At 54.9% G+C, this 14,401-nt stretch carries 11 protein-coding genes; 4 read left to right on the forward strand and 7 right to left on the reverse strand.

Annotated features, from left to right (window positions below):
- The first annotated feature begins 33 nt into the window (after positions 1 to 33).
- The gene (gene metF / locus RZA33_RS18705; RefSeq protein ID WP_317509230.1) at positions 34 to 876 is read left to right on the forward strand and encodes a methylenetetrahydrofolate reductase [NAD(P)H]; all 843 of its coding nucleotides are present in this window, start codon (positions 34 to 36) and stop codon (positions 874 to 876) included.
- Positions 877 to 973: 97 nt separating this feature from the next.
- On the opposite strand, the gene RZA33_RS18710 is transcribed toward metF, so the two are convergent.
- From RZA33_RS18710 to prlC, 4 genes are all read right to left on the reverse strand, one after another.
- Positions 974 to 3,175: a TRAP transporter fused permease subunit gene (locus RZA33_RS18710; RefSeq protein ID WP_317509231.1), complete on the reverse strand. Its 2,202-nt coding sequence runs from the start codon at positions 3,173 to 3,175 to the stop codon at positions 974 to 976.
- Positions 3,176 to 3,278: 103 nt separating this feature from the next.
- Complete coding sequence (locus RZA33_RS18715) at positions 3,279 to 4,271, reverse strand: TAXI family TRAP transporter solute-binding subunit (RefSeq protein WP_317509232.1); 993 nt, start codon at positions 4,269 to 4,271, stop codon at positions 3,279 to 3,281.
- Positions 4,272 to 4,555: 284 nt separating this feature from the next.
- Positions 4,556 to 4,807: a YheV family putative zinc ribbon protein gene (locus RZA33_RS18720; RefSeq protein WP_317509233.1), complete on the reverse strand. Its 252-nt coding sequence runs from the start codon at positions 4,805 to 4,807 to the stop codon at positions 4,556 to 4,558.
- An 81-nt stretch (positions 4,808 to 4,888) separates the two neighbouring features.
- Complete coding sequence (gene prlC, locus RZA33_RS18725) at positions 4,889 to 6,937, reverse strand: oligopeptidase A (protein WP_317509234.1); 2,049 nt, start codon at positions 6,935 to 6,937, stop codon at positions 4,889 to 4,891.
- Positions 6,938 to 7,161: 224 nt separating this feature from the next.
- On the opposite strand from prlC, the gene RZA33_RS18730 reads away from it, so the two are divergent.
- The 3 genes from RZA33_RS18730 to RZA33_RS18740 all read left to right on the forward strand — a co-directional run bounded on the left by RZA33_RS18730 (position 7,162) and on the right by RZA33_RS18740 (position 9,925).
- A complete protein-coding gene (locus tag RZA33_RS18730; RefSeq protein WP_317509235.1) occupies positions 7,162 to 8,502 on the forward strand; it encodes a sodium-dependent transporter in 1,341 nt (446 codons plus the stop codon).
- Positions 8,503 to 8,578: 76 nt separating this feature from the next.
- Positions 8,579 to 9,124 (forward strand): gamma carbonic anhydrase family protein, encoded by a 546-nt coding sequence (locus RZA33_RS18735; RefSeq protein WP_317509236.1) that lies wholly within the window; start codon positions 8,579 to 8,581, stop codon positions 9,122 to 9,124.
- Positions 9,125 to 9,253: 129 nt separating this feature from the next.
- Positions 9,254 to 9,925, forward strand: coding sequence for a metal-dependent hydrolase (locus tag RZA33_RS18740; RefSeq protein ID WP_317509237.1), 672 nt, complete (start codon positions 9,254 to 9,256; stop codon positions 9,923 to 9,925).
- Here the strand turns inward: RZA33_RS18740 and RZA33_RS18745 are convergent.
- From RZA33_RS18745 to RZA33_RS18755, 3 genes are read right to left on the reverse strand one after another with little or no spacing between them, the layout of a single operon-like run.
- Positions 9,901 to 11,283 (reverse strand): sigma-54 dependent transcriptional regulator, encoded by a 1,383-nt coding sequence (locus RZA33_RS18745; RefSeq protein WP_317509238.1) that lies wholly within the window; start codon positions 11,281 to 11,283, stop codon positions 9,901 to 9,903. The genes RZA33_RS18740 and RZA33_RS18745 overlap by 25 nt on opposite strands.
- Positions 11,276 to 13,195, reverse strand: coding sequence for a sensor histidine kinase (locus tag RZA33_RS18750; RefSeq protein ID WP_317509239.1), 1,920 nt, complete (start codon positions 13,193 to 13,195; stop codon positions 11,276 to 11,278). The genes RZA33_RS18745 and RZA33_RS18750 overlap by 8 nt, the downstream gene beginning before the upstream one ends.
- A complete protein-coding gene (locus RZA33_RS18755) occupies positions 13,192 to 13,965 on the reverse strand; it encodes a GntR family transcriptional regulator (protein ID WP_317509240.1) in 774 nt (257 codons plus the stop codon). The genes RZA33_RS18750 and RZA33_RS18755 overlap by 4 nt, the downstream gene beginning before the upstream one ends.
- Positions 13,966 to 14,401: the final 436 nt, after the last annotated feature.

Below are 14,401 nucleotides of genomic sequence, written 5' to 3' on the forward strand. Positions count from 1 at the left end.
ATTACTATTATTGATTACTAATAAGGAAATCCAATGAGCAGCCACGAGCATCCGCTAGGTATTAGCTTTGAATTCTTCCCGCCTAATACCGACGCTGGGCGTGACAAGCTGATCCATGTTCGCGATGAGCTGGCCGCCAGGAAGCCGCGGTTTTTCTCCGTCACCTACGGCGCAGGGGGATCGACCCAAGCGCGTACCCGTGAGGTAGTGCGTAAGGTGAGCGAGAGCGGTATCACGACCGCCCCGCACCTTTCCTGCATTGGTAGTGAGAAGGCTCAGTTGCGTGACTTGCTGGCGCAGTACCGCGAGGAGGGGGTCGATAGTTTGGTCGCCCTGCGTGGTGATATGCCTTCAGGTATGGGAAGCATTGGTGAGTTACGTTATGCCAATGAGCTGGTTGAGTTTATTCGCGCGGAGACGGGCGATCATTTCGACATCGCGGTGGCTGCTTACCCCGAGTCTCATCCACAGGCACCTAATCTTGACAAGGATGTGGAAAACTTCGCGCGTAAAATGAAGGCGGGGGCCAATATGGCCATCACTCAGTACTTCTTTACCGCTGATGCTTATTTTCATTTCGTCGACAAGGCGCGCGCGCTGGGCGTCGAGCAGCCGATTATTCCCGGTATCATGCCGATTACCAACTACACCAAGCTTGCGCGTTTCTCTGACGCCTGCGGTGCCGAAATCCCACGTTGGGTTCGCAAGCAGTTGGAGTCGTATGGCGACGACGGCGAAGCGATTGCCGCCTTTGGCACCGATATGGTCAGCCGTCTTTGCCAACGATTGCTCGAAGGTGGTGCGCCAGGCCTGCACTTCTATACGCTTAACCAAGCGGCGCCGGTGCTCAAAATCGTCGATAACCTGACCGATTAACGAAGTTAGATTATTTAATCACCTTGTGCTCACTAAAAACCCCGCTCAACGTTGTTGAGCGGGGTTTTTTGCGCTTAGCGTTTAGCGGCTTAAACTATCAGCCAGCTTGCACTGTTTTGCTACCACCGCCGTGTAGCTTGCGCTGCATTACGAACAGCAGGATGCCAATGGTGAGGCCGAGGATGTCGGTATAGATGCCGCCGTAGATCATAAACATCGCCCCCACCAGCATCAGCACCCGCTGCCAAACCTTAACCGGCCCAAAGAACCACGCCTGCACCATGCCGGAGAGCAAAATAATCCCCAGCGTGGCGGTCACGCCGACACGCAGTATTTGCATGGCAGAGCCCTCCATCAGCATAGCGGGGCTGTAGAAGAACATAAACGGCACGATAAAGGCTGCCAAGCCAATCTTGAACGAGGCGACTGACGTGCCCATGGGGTTGTCGCCAGAGATGCCTGCAGCGGCATAAGAGGCCAAAGCAACGGGCGGGGTAATCGCTGATACCACCGCGAAATAGAACACGAAAAAGTGCGCGACCAGCGGCTCAATACCAATGTTGATTAAGCCAGGTGCCACTACCGACGCAGCAACCGCATAGGCCGCCGTAGTGGGCATCCCCATACCCAGCATAATGCTGATCAGCATGGCAAATACCAGTGCCAACAGTTGGCTGACGCCGGCTAGACCTAGTAGCAGCGAGGAGAAGCGCGCGCCCACACCCGTTAACGAGATAACGCCAACAATCAAGCCTGCACAGGCGCACACGGCGATAATCTGGATCGACATCGTGCCCGCAAGCTGGAGCGCTCTCAAAATAGCGCGGAAGCCCATTTTGTTGGGCGAAATCCAGCTAACCACTGCTGCCGACGCGGTGGCCAGGGTGCCCGCGCGAATCACCGAGTAGCCCATAAATAGTGCTGCAATCAAGATAATGATGGGGGCGAACAAATAGACCTGTTTGACTAATTTTGAGAACAGCGGGATTTCATCTTTACGCATGCCCCGCATGCCTTTACGGGCGGCTTCAAAGTCGACCATAAAGTAGATAGAGGCAAAATAAAGAATGGCTGGAATGATCGCCGCAATGGCAATTTCGGTATACGGAATGCCGGTCACTTCAGCCATGATGAACGCACCCGCGCCCATAATCGGTGGCATGATTTGCCCACCGGTTGAGGCGGCTGCCTCAATGGCACCTGCGCTACGCGCGGGGTAGCCAACTTTCTTCATCAGCGGAATAGTCAACGAGCCGGTGGAAACCACGTTACCTGCTGAAGTGCCGTTGATCATGCCCATCAAGCCCGACGCAAAGATCGATACTTTTGCCGGCCCACCCCGGGCGCGACCCGCGGCGGCAAAGGCAAAGTTCACGAAGTAGTCACCTACTTTAGAAGCCTGCAGGAACGCGGCAAAAATAATGAAAAGAATAATATAGGTTGACGACACTGCGGTGGTTGGGCCGAGGATGCCAGCGTCAGTGTATACCTGACTAAAGAAGCGCTGTAGCGACAAGCCTGGGTAGCCCAAGAATCCGGGTAAGTAAGGCCCAGCGAAGACGTAGGTCAGGAAGATGGCGGAAATGACCACCAAGGCCAAACCGGCCACCCGACGGGTAAGTTCTAGTATGAGTAGAGAACCCGCGATAGCCGCCCAAGAAATGCCGGATGGAGCAAACGAGGTACCCGTTGTCATACGGATATTGGTGTTATAAGCCACCAACAAATAGCCCGCGCTAGCCAATGCACATACCATCAGCACTAAGTCGGTAGGATTGAAGCGGTGACGCGCCTGACGATAAAACCACGACAGTACAACGGCGACAGCCGTGGTTGCCATTAGTGGATAGCCAAAATGCCAGTTTTCAATGCTGGGGTCGATGCGCATAGCACCGCCACTGAGCGTTTGCTGCATTAAGAATACTTGCGCCAGCGCATAGGCGGCGGGAATCAGCAGTGCGTAGCTAAGCCACTTAAAGCCCGCATTTGAGGCGTGGTGATCGTCTTCGGCAAAGTGGGCGCCTGAAAACAGCCCGTAACCGAGAATAAGTGCACCGGCGATATGAACGATACGAAACGACCAAGTTTCCATCGGATACACATTGAGTGAAATCAGATGGAAACTTGAGTAAGCGATCGCTAATGCTGCAAATAGCAGGAACTGCCAGCCAGTGAACAGGCGGCGATTTGATTCAACAACGTCCTCGTCGACGCCTTCTGCAATAACTTCTGTTACCACCGACGCCGGGCGTTCATCATCATTAAGACCATTGGGTTGTTGGTCGGTTTTGTGACTCATTAGAGTTCACCCTCACAGCAAAAGCAGAAAAAGGGGGAGTAGCAGCGAAAGCTGCCCCGCCCGGCAGGGCCGGAAACGGGGCAGTTGGAACGGTGAAAGCTGCTTAGTTAATCATGTCATCAGCAATTTCATAGCCGTTCTCTTCGTACCAGCGTGCAGCGCCCGGGTGAAACGGCAATACGGTGTTGTACTTAATATTTTCCGGAACACTAAATTCAGCGCTACGGTGGATTTCGCGCATCCTATCGTTGTTCTCCATGCTCAGCTTGGTGATCTCGTAGATGAAATCATCGGGCAGATCGCAGCCAGCAATGGTGAAATTCCACATAGAAACGGCACGGGCGTCCTCTTCGAGGGTCTGGTAGGTGCTGGCCGGAATCATGAACTCTGAGACTGGGAAGGCTTCAAGTACTTGCTGCTGCTCTTCTTCAGTGAATTCAATGATGTTGATGTCGGTTTGCACTTCCAACTGGCTAACCGCAGGGATTGGGATGCCGGCAGCGAAGGCGACAACATCAAGTAGGCCATCCTGCAATTGGCCGCCCAGGTCGGACCAGCCGCCGTTACGGCGCTCAAAGTCAACGCCTAAGGTATCTAAAATGGCCGGGAAGTAAGTGTCAGACGTTGAGGCAGCCGGGCCAAAGCCGATGCGTGCACCATCTGGGATGTCGGAAATTGACTCGATACCGCTGTCGGCAAGGGCCGTAATGGAAAATGGAGTCTCATACATCGGGAACAGCGCACAAACATTATCCATCTGCACGCCGGGGGCTAGTGGGCTCTCGCCAGCCAGTGCTTCGGCAGCTGGACCCATGGTGGTCAGGCCGAGGGCTATTTCACCGGTATGTACCAAGGCCAGGTTTTGATTGGGCCCGCCGGTCACTTCGCCGCCGCCAGATACGTCTAGCTCATCAGCAATAAAGTTTGCCCAGCCCGAACCGTAAACGAAATAAGTGCCGCCTTGGCTAGCGGTGCCGACGGTAAAGTTATCGGGCCAATCGGAACGGTCTGATTGAGCTTGGGCACTGCTGGCAGCCGCTACAAGTAGAGCACTGCTAGCGAGAAGAGTGAACGTTTTAGGCATTTGATTGCGCATGGCGAAAGTTCCTAGCTGTTATTGGGGTTATAGACAGACGGCCACGATTCATGCCGGCAGTCTATGCTGCATTTATCAGCGTATGCAGCCAATATAACAGCGATAGTTGTGCCATCTAATATTTATTATTTTAATATCAATAAATTATGAATTTTTTATTCAACTTTGGTGGCAAGTGCTTTTTGCAATTGTGTCCGATTATTCGCACGGCAGTGGCTTTTTAGTATGCGGATAACCACACACATTTTGCGTTCTTTCTGTACGACCAGCGCTAGAGCAGGAAATTAGCGAGACGACTTTCCTGGCTCCATAATGCGCACGGGCTGCACATCCTGCTCTTTCTGGTCGTCACGGACTTGATTGACGCGGGTGGTCATTTCGGTCAACGCATCGTCTTCAATGGGCAGCTGCTCAAAAAAATCGCAACTGACGCATTCCCTGTAGCGAATACCGTTCTGCTCCCAGGCACGGATACGATCCATCGCCGCGCAGCGAGGGCAGGTAACGCCCGCAATAAAGCGTTTAACAGTCGACATAGTGGCTCCTGGCTTCTCATTCGCGGCGCCCAAAAGGCGCCGCGAATGAGAAAGTGTTTTAAAAATGTACTTGAAAGGGCTCTAAGCGGCGCGGATGCCACTGTGGCGTAGCAGTGGCTCTACGCTGGGTTCACGGCCACGAAAAGCCACAAACAGGTCGGCAGCATCGCGGGCGCCGCCCTGTTCCAGAATCTCGCGACGAAAGCGCTGGCCCGTTTCAGGATCGAAAATACCGGCCTCTTCAAAGGCGCTCCAGGCGTCTGCCGAGAGCACTTCAGCCCACTTGTAGCTGTAGTAACCGGCAGCGTAGCCACCGGCAAACACGTGACCAAAGCTATTTTGGAAGCGGTTGAACGGCACTTTCGGCAGCACAGAGACCGCTTCGCGCACCTCATCTAACAAGGCTTGCACGTCGCTGGCGCTGGGGGCACTGAGTTCATGGTGCAGCCGCAGATCAAACAGCGAGAACTCGATTTGGCGCATCATACCCATGGCTGACTGGAAATTCTTGGCTGCCTGAAGGCGCTCGAGTAGTTCTGCTGGCAGTGGTTCGCCGCTATCTACGTGTCTGGCAAGTAGGTCTAAGCCTTCGCGCTCCCAGCAGTAGTTTTCCATAAACTGGCTGGGTAGCTCGACGGCATCCCAGGCGACGCCGTTAATGCCGGAAATATCGGCGATCTGTTGCTGGGTCAGCATATGGTGGAGACCATGGCCAAACTCATGGAACAGTGTGGTGACTTCGTCGTGGGTGAGCAGTGCCGGGCGACCGTTTACCGGGGCGGTAAAGTTGCAGGTTAGGAAGGCGACGGGCAGTTGCAGGCCCTGCTCCGTTTGACGACGCACCCGACAGTCGGCCATCCAGGCACCGCCACGCTTACCTTCGCGGGCGTAGAGATCCAGATAGAAACCAGCAATGGGTTGGCCGTGTTCGGTGATACGGAAATAGCGCACGTCATCATGATAGCGGGGTGCCTGAGTATCTTCTTCAAAGCGCACGCCGTAAAGGCGTTCAACGACCAGAAACAAACCATCGACGACCTGAGGGGCCGGAAAGTAGGGGCGTAACTGCTCCTGGGAGATCGAGTGGCGCGCTTCGCGCAGTTTTTCGCTGGCATAGGCAACATCCCACGGTTCCAGCGTCTCTAGGCCGAGTTCTTCTCGGGCATAGGCAGTAAGTTCTGCAAACTCCTCCTTCGCCTGAGGCAATGCACGGCGGGCTAAGTCGTTGAGAAAATCGAGCACTTGCTCGGGAGATTCCGCCATTTTGGTGGTGAGGGAGTAATCAGCGTAGGTGGCAAAACCGAGTAGGCGGGCCATTTCACTGCGCAGCGCCAGGATCTCTTCCATGATCGCCGCGTTATCGAATTTGCCCGCATCTGGGCCTTCATCAGAAGCACGGGTAACAAAAGCGGTGTAAACCTCCCGGCGTAGCTCACGGTTATCGGCATAGCTAACCACCGGGAAGAAGCTGGGGAAATCCAGGGTAATACGGTAGCCCGCAACGCCTTTCGCCTCGGCGGTAGCTTTTAAGGTATCGAGAGCACTCTCCGGCACTCCGGCTAACGCCTCTAGGCTATCGACGTCCTTATGCCAAGCCTGGGTGGCATCCAACACGTTATTCGAAAACTGGTTTGTCAGCATTGAGAGCCGTGACTGGATTTCACCGTAGCGGGACTTCTTTTCGGCGGGCAGATCAACACCGGCCAAGCGGAAATCACGTAGGCTGTTTTCCACGGTACGCCGCTGCGCGGCATCCAGGTGCTCCCAGGCCGGACCGTCTTTCAATGCTTGCCAGCCATGAAACAACCCTTCGTGCTGGCCTACCCAGGTGCCGAAGTTGGAAAGCTTCTCAAGACATGCCTCGTACGCTTCGCGCATTTCTGGCGAGTTCATGGTGCCATTGAGGTGCGAGACCGGTGACCACGCCTTGGTGAGCCGGTCGTTCACCGCTTCAAAGGGCGTCGCAAAAGAATCCCAGGTGGGCGGGGTAGCGGCGGCCTGCTCGGCGAGGCGATCAATCGCTTCGCGGCTTTCGTTGAGCAACGTGTCCACGGCGGGCTCCACGTGCTCGGCGCGAATCTCAGCAAAAGGGGGCAGCTCGTGCGTTTCAAGCAGCGGATTGGAGGACATAGTCACCTCAAGTGGCAGTGTTATTTAAACGTCTAGCGTTTTTAAAATGTTTGGAATGCGCAACAGAATACGGCAATAGTGACACAATGCGGGCGGTGGAGCCGTGTTTCAATATCAGCTTCAGCAACGATAGTTAATGTCAGGTTGACTGACAGTGTTTGGCCTGCACGCAAGCGCCTGCTAGTCTTGCCGCCTTTTAATGCCACCAATGGCAGGAGCATGTGATGAGCGAGACGCTGGAGCGCTGGGGGTCGAAGCGGGCCTTTATCTTGGCGGTAACGGGTGCTGCGGTGGGGTTAGGCAATATCTGGCGTTTCCCATACGTGGCTGGGGAGAATGGCGGCGCGGCTTTTTTGCTAATTTATGTGGCGTTTGTACTGCTGCTGGGTATTCCGGTGATGATGGCGGAGATACTCATTGGCCGAGCAGGCCGCAGGGGCCCAATGCAAGCATTGAGCGCCTTGGCTGCCGAGGCGGGGGCTTCACCTCACTGGCGCTGGTTGGGGCTATTTGGGGCGTTCACCGTGTTTTGTATCTTGTCGTTCTACTCGGTGGTATCGGGCTGGTCGATTGAATTTTTGGTGGCCTCTGTCAACGGTACTTTTAAGGGCGCGAGTGCTGCTGAGATTGGTGACGGTTTTGAGGCTTTTTTAGCTAACCCCGGCCTGCTGATTTTTAATCACTCACTGTTTTTGTTTATGACCATGACCGTGGTGGCGGCGGGCGTTGCCAAGGGGTTAGAGCGGCTCAATAACCTGCTGATGCCGCTGCTGTATCTGTTGTTGCTGCTACTAGCGGGCTATGCCGCGACGACCGATGGTTTTGCCCCGGCCTTGGCATGGCTATTTTTACCTTCCTTTGAGGCGCTAACCCCTTCAGTCGTTGTCCATGCTATGGGCCATGCGTTTTTTACCTTGGCCGTGGGTGCCTGTGCCTTAATGGCCTATGGCGCCTATATGCCTGAAGAGCAGAGTCTGCCCAAGGCAGCAATAGCGGTAGCGGTACTCGACATCAGCGTGGCACTTCTGGCGGGCATCGCAATTTTCTCGGTGGTTTTCGCCCAGGGCATGGACCCTACCGATGGACCAGGCTTAATGTTTGTCACCTTGCCCATTGCGTTTTCTGAGCTGCCCTGGGGCTCAGTATGGCTCAGCGTGTTCTTTTTGTTGCTGCTGTTGGCCACCTGGACCTCGGCAATTAATCTGGCGGAACCCATGGTCGCAACGCTGCAGGGCTTAGGCCTGCGCCGCAGTATTGCGACTGCAGTGGTGGCGCTCAGCGTTTGGCTGATCGGGCTGTTATCGGCATTCTCTTTTTCAACGCTGGCGGATTTTCGACCGCTGCTGGGGCGCAACGTGTTCGAGCTGGTTAGCAGCATACCGCCGGATGTGTTCCTGCCCTTAGGCGGCTTATTGATCGCTATTTTTGCCGCCTGGGTAATGCCCCGTGAGAGAGTGGTCAGTGCGTTAGGCATAGGTGAAAACGGCTACCTGCTATGGCGCAATATCATCCGCTGGGTGTCGATCCCGCTGACTTTTATTGTTCTACTGGCAGGGTTGCTATAGTGAGGTAGTTAAACTCTCTAAGCTGTCTATCAGAACTGTCCATCAGAACTGTCTATCAGAACCCTAGGAGCGAGTTATGAGCAGTGCGTTAAGGCGCCATCAAGGTATGGAGGCCCAATTGGGTGAGCGCGTTTATATTGATCCGGCCAGTGTGGTTGTCGGTGATGTGGTGCTGGGCGACGACTGCTCCGTCTGGCCGATGACGGTCATCCGTGGCGATATGCACCGTATTCGTATCGGCGCGCGTACCAGTGTTCAGGATGGCAGCGTGCTGCATATTACCCACGCCAGTGACTTCAATCCTGATGGTTTTCCGCTCACCGTGGGTGACGATGTGACCATCGGCCATAAAGCAATTTTGCATGGCTGCACCCTGGGAAGCCGAATATTGGTCGGCATGGGGGCGATTGTGATGGACGGTGCGCTTGTCGAAGACGAAGTCATTATTGCTGCTGGCGCCGTGGTAACACCAGGTAAGCATCTTGAAAGTGGCTATGTATATGCCGGTAACCCAGCTAAAGCAATGCGTCCACTGAAAGATACCGAGCGTGCGTTCTTTGTTTATACCGCTGGTAATTACGTTAAATTGAAAGATCGCTTTCTGGCCGAATCCATACGCTAGCGACTTCATTGAGACTTACCCTAAGCGATTGCTAAGCCAACCTTTTTTTCTTCATCAGTCATTTCGCGAGCGCCTTTGATCTGTTAATTTATACAGCTTTCTGTTTTACAGGTTCTGGGATGCCGCGTCATGGCTAATTTTCGCACGCATATTATGGTGGCAGCGGCGGGCGGTATGTTAATAGCTTACGCTGGTTGGAAGGGCCAATGGTGGCCACCTTCCCAAGCGGTGCTGATGATTGCATTGGTGACGTTTGGGGGTGTTTTGCCCGACATTGATGCCGACCGATCGCACTCTATCCGTTTGATTTTTAACCTGCTTTCGGTGCCCGCCTTAGTGTTGGGGGCGCTGCTGTTACAGCCATGGCTAAGCCCTGGCGCGCTGCTAGTTGCCTGTGGAGGCATTTATTTCAGCGTGCGCTATTTGGCGGGATTGGCGTTTTCGCGTTTTACCGTCCACCGCGGTATTTGGCATTCTCTGCTCGCGGGCGGACTTTGTGGCCTGCTCACTGCTGCGCTAAGTTTTAATTTACTTGGCCAGCCAGCATGGTTGGCCTGGTCTCACGGCACCGCAATTTTGGTGGGCTTCGTGATCCATCTAAGTTTGGATGAGATATACAGCGTTGACCTGGAGGGCGCGCGGTTAAAGCGCTCGTTTGGGACGGCGCTTAAGCTCGGCGATTGTCGCCGCCCGATGTCCAATCTGCTGATGCTAATTGCCACCTTAACGCTAATTCCCTGGGTGCCGCCCTGGTCGGTATTGGGCCAGTTGCTACATCAAGGCTCGCTGCTGTGGCGGTAGTCGTCGGCATTGAGGCCGTGTTTTTTAAGCTTATCGTAAAAGGTTTTGCGCGGAATGCCCAAGTGGCGACAGACGTCGGTCACCCGGCCGTGGTAGCGTGCCAGTGATTGGCTGATCAGGCTTTTTTCAAACAGCTCTACCTGGCGTGGCAGGTTGGGCTCTTCGGTGTCGGCGCTGACCCCTTCCAGCAGTGCATCCAGACGGTAATCGAACGCAGCGCCCAGCAGTACGTAGCGCTCGGCTAGGTTGCGCAGCTCGCGCACGTTACCGGGCCAGTCGTGGGCCAGCAGGGCGGCAATGGCAGGGCTGTCAAGGGTGGGTGCTTCCAGACCGCTGCGGTTGGCAGCGACCACGGCAAAGTGTTGGAACAGCAGAGGAATGTCTTCACGTCGCTCGCGCAGCGCGGGCAGCGGGAGGGTGACCACGTTTAGCCGATAGTATAGGTCTTCGCGAAATCGTCCCTCTTCAGAGGCGGCTTTGAGGTCTACTTTGGTGGCCGCAATCACGCGTATATCGAGCGGGACGGTTTCATTGGCACCCAGCCGTTCAACGCTGCGCTCTTGTAGTACTCGTAGTAGTTTGACTTGCAGCGCCATGGGCATCGATTCAATCTCATCTAAAAACACCGTGCCGCCGTTAGCGTGTTCAAACTTGCCAATGCGCCGCTCTACGGCGCCGGTGAAGGCCCCTTTTTCGTGACCAAACAGCTCGGACTCAATAGTATTTTCGGGCACTGCGCCGCAGTTGATGGCCATAAAGGGGTTATTTCGCCGTCCGCTGCGTTCGTGAATTGCACGCGCCACCAAGTCTTTACCGGTACCTGTCTCGCCAAACAGCAATACATCGGCTTCTACCTGGCTGATGCGCTGAATCATCGCGGCCAGCCGCGAGATAATCGGCGTGCGGCCAACTAGGCGCGGCCCCAAAGCGGCTTGCTGTACCTCCAGTTCGGCTTTAAGTCGATGGTTTTCCAAGCTGAGCTGGCGCTTTTCTATGCCCCGGCGCACCACATCCAGCAGTTGTTCACCGGCAAAGGGCTTTTCGAGGAAATCCCAAGCCCCGGCGCGCATGGCTTCGACGGCCGTGGAAATATCGCCGTGGCCGGTAATCAATATAATCGGTAGGGTGGCGTCGCGACTGTGTAGCTCATGGAGTAACGCCATGCCATCCATTCCCGGCATGCGAATGTCGCTAACAATCACCCCCGGGAAGTCGGGTGTTAAGGCCGCTAGCGCTTGCTCCGCTGACTCAAAGCAGTAGGGCGTATAGCCGGCAAGTTCGAGGGTTTGGCTGGCGGTGATCCGCAGGTGCGGTTCGTCGTCGATCACCATGACCGGCAGCGTCGACGGCTCATGCATAAGCGGAATTCTCCTGGGTGTGGGTTAATGGTGAGTGAGGCAGAATAATAGTGAAGCAAGCGCCGCCTTCGGGTTGGTTAGTCGCCTGCAGCTTGCCGCCTAAATCATCCATGATACGCGACGATATCGGGAGCCCTAGGCCTAAACCGCTGCCCGGTGCTTTAGTAGTAAAAAAGGGTTCAAAGATTTGACTCAGGTAAGCATCTGGGATCCCGGGGCCGTTATCGGTAACGCTAATAATGACCTGCTGCTGGCTAATAGAGGCCTTGAGCGTAAGCTGAGGGTTGGGCACGGCTTTCATGGCCTGCAGCGCATTGCCGATTAAATTTACCAGCACTTGCTCCAGGCGTACTAGGTCGCCTTTTACCCACAGGGTCTCAGTCGGCCAATCCTGAATAATGCTGATATTGCCTTCGCGCAGGCGACTTTGAAACAGGCGTAAAGCGTAGTCGATACAGGCTTGCACTGAAATAGTCTCATGGCGCTCGCTGCTTTTACGCGAGAACTGGCGCAGCTGCGCACTGATATCCGCCATGCGCTCGGTTAGTTCGACAATTTGCTCAAGATTGGCATCGGCTCGATCATAGCGGGCTAACGCCAAAAAGCGCCGGGCGTTTTCACCGTAAGCGCGAATAGCCGCAAGCGGTTGGTTAAGCTCATGGTTGATGCCCGCAGCGAGTTGACCCAACACGGCGAGTTTGGCGGCTTGAATAAGCTCATTCTGGGTTTGGCGTAAGTTGGCTTCGGCGCGACGGCGTTCTTCGATTTCATCCGAAAGGCGTTGGTTGCTGGCTACCAAATCGCGGGTGCGGCGTTCCACGCTGACTTCGAGCTCATCGCGAACGCGGGCCAAGGTTTGGCGCTCACGTTCGGCAAACGTTTCCCGCTCTCGGCGCAGCCGAAGGCGTTGCCAAGCAATGCCCGCCCCGAGCGAAACCACGCCGTAGAGGCCTCCCGCCATGAGGGCGGCAATCCATTGAGCGCTAACTACCGGGGTTAGCGGCTTTAAAATATGCATTTGCCAGCCAAACTCAGGTACATGCCGGGTCAAGCTAAGGTAGTCATTGCTGCTCAGCGGGCCTTGGGAGAAACTGACCAATTGGCTATCCTTGCCGTAAGGTGCATTCACTTTGATCCCCGATGGAGAGAGCGGCTCCATGGCATAGCGTCGCGTATCCCTTAACGCTTGGCGCTGTTCATCGCTAAGCGGGTGGAGTGCTTTCATACGCAGTCCGGGCTGGCTGGCCATGAAAATAATGTCGTCACTATCAGTGACGAACAGTTCAGCATCCTGCTCTGCCCAGCTTTCTTCAACATCATCTAACAGTACTTTAACCACTAACACGCCGTCTGGCTGTGCATCGGGCGAGGTGTTGTCTAGCCACACGGGCGATGAAAAGTAGTAGCCCCGCTCAAGAGACTTGATGCCCAAGCCAAAAAAGCGCCCCTGCCCCCCGGCAATGGCATCGGTGTAGTAAGAGCGAAAAGCATAGTTCTGACCAATAAAGGTATTGGTACGATGCCAGTTGCTGGCGGCAATGGTGTCGCCCTCGCGATTGAGTAAGTAGACATCCGACACCCCTGCTGTAAAGCGGAAACGGTCCAGCAGCATATTTAGCGGCATTGGGTCTTGGCTATCAGGGGAAACTAAAAAGCGCTGCACACCTTCGCGGGTAGCCAGCATTTGCGGCAGGTAATCGTAGCGCAGTAAATAGCCGTTCAAGTTGGCGGCAGATAGGCGTAGCTCGTTTTCGGCGTCATCCTGCAAGTTGGAAAGCGCTTGCTCACGCGCCAGTTGGGCGCCCTGCCATACACAGACGACCAAGCCTATTGGGATGACCAAGAGCCATAGACGTCGCCAGCGCAGGGGCAAAGGGGGAGGCGCCTGGTTGTTTAGTTCAGCGCTGCTCATACGGGAGTCGTACGAGTGCCCTGGGCGCGGCGAAGGGCACGCTGGGCGCGTGTTTCGGCGCGCGCCATTTCGAGTAACCCTTCTTCAACGAATACCAAGTGTTCGTGGGCGCGAGTTCGGGCATCTTCCGCACGGCCTTCCAAAATGGCATCCAGTAGAGCGCGATGCTGTTGCATGAGTTGGCTACGCGACCCGGGTATCGCAAATAGGTGTGCCAAGTTAGTGACAATGCTTTTTTCTAACAAATGAAAAATACCGCGAATGGTATGCAGCAACAAAACATTGTGTGCCGCCTCGGCAATGGCTAGGTGGAATGCCGCATCCAACTTGGCTTCTTGAACTGGATCCGCGCCGGCAAAGCCCCCGTCAAGTTCTTCAAAGCGTTGCAGCAATATGGCTTTGTCGGCAGGCGTAGAGCGAAGGGCGGCATAATAGGCAGATATACCTTCCATCGCATCGCGAAATTCGAGTAGATCAAGCTGAAATTCGTCATGCCGGGAGAGCATTTCCAGCAGCGGGTCGGTATAGCCGTTGCTGAGGTCGTCGTTAACAAAGTTGCCGCCGCCCTGTCGGCTGGTCAATAACCCCCGGGCGGCTAGCTTCTGGATGGCTTCGCGCAAGGAGGGGCGCGACACGCCAAAGCGTTCGGCTAATTCACGTTCGGGCGGGAGGCGCTGACCGGGTTTTAAGCTGCCTTCCAGCATCATTGCCTCCAAGCGCTCGGTGATAACGTCGGCCAAGCGCGGCTGGCGTAGCGGTGGATAGCTCATAGTGAATGGCTCATATCTAATAGCCTCTCTAAATTGGTAAGACCAATATTAAGAGTCTTTGGTGATTAGCTCAAGCTTAAACCATGAACCAATAAGGAGCAGTACCCACGAGATAAACCACATAAAGACGCTACGTGCGGGGGCTAACAAATAGCGCTATAAATGTGTCTATAAAAGGAGTTCTCGTTATTTTTCAGCAAACCTATTGCCAACCCGCCAGTGAGATCGTATAGTACGCATCCGCTGCCGGGGACGCCTAGCGTTACCAGCGGTGCATAAGGTGTAAAAGCCTTGGTTTGTCAGGAAGTTAGAGCAGGTTTCATCGTTCGCTTCGCTCGCTAAAATCAGCGGTTGACAACCACCAGGAAATGCGTAGAATACGCCTTCCTCGCTGCGGCAAGCCAGTTCAACGGCTAGCCAGTTAAGCACAGCGAAA

This window comes from Halovibrio sp. HP20-59 (genome assembly GCF_033052795.2).
Taxonomy (GTDB): Bacteria; Pseudomonadota; Gammaproteobacteria; order Pseudomonadales; family Halomonadaceae; genus Vreelandella.

Coding starts and splice junctions, on each gene's coding strand:
- RZA33_RS18720 (WP_317509233.1), bottom strand. CDS start 4,807: ATGTCGACTGTTAAACGCTTTATTGCGGGCGTTACCTGCCCTCGCTGC.
- RZA33_RS18710 (WP_317509231.1), bottom strand. CDS start 3,175: ATGAGTCACAAAACCGACCAACAACCCAATGGTCTTAATGATGATGAA.
- RZA33_RS18740 (WP_317509237.1), top strand. CDS start 9,254: ATGGCTAATTTTCGCACGCATATTATGGTGGCAGCGGCGGGCGGTATG.
- metF (WP_317509230.1), top strand. CDS start 34: ATGAGCAGCCACGAGCATCCGCTAGGTATTAGCTTTGAATTCTTCCCG.
- prlC (WP_317509234.1), bottom strand. CDS start 6,937: ATGTCCTCCAATCCGCTGCTTGAAACGCACGAGCTGCCCCCTTTTGCT.
- RZA33_RS18730 (WP_317509235.1), top strand. CDS start 7,162: ATGAGCGAGACGCTGGAGCGCTGGGGGTCGAAGCGGGCCTTTATCTTG.
- RZA33_RS18755 (WP_317509240.1), bottom strand. CDS start 13,965: ATGAGCTATCCACCGCTACGCCAGCCGCGCTTGGCCGACGTTATCACC.
- RZA33_RS18750 (WP_317509239.1), bottom strand. CDS start 13,195: ATGAGCAGCGCTGAACTAAACAACCAGGCGCCTCCCCCTTTGCCCCTG.
- RZA33_RS18745 (WP_317509238.1), bottom strand. CDS start 11,283: ATGCATGAGCCGTCGACGCTGCCGGTCATGGTGATCGACGACGAACCG.
- RZA33_RS18735 (WP_317509236.1), top strand. CDS start 8,579: ATGAGCAGTGCGTTAAGGCGCCATCAAGGTATGGAGGCCCAATTGGGT.
- RZA33_RS18715 (WP_317509232.1), bottom strand. CDS start 4,271: ATGCGCAATCAAATGCCTAAAACGTTCACTCTTCTCGCTAGCAGTGCT.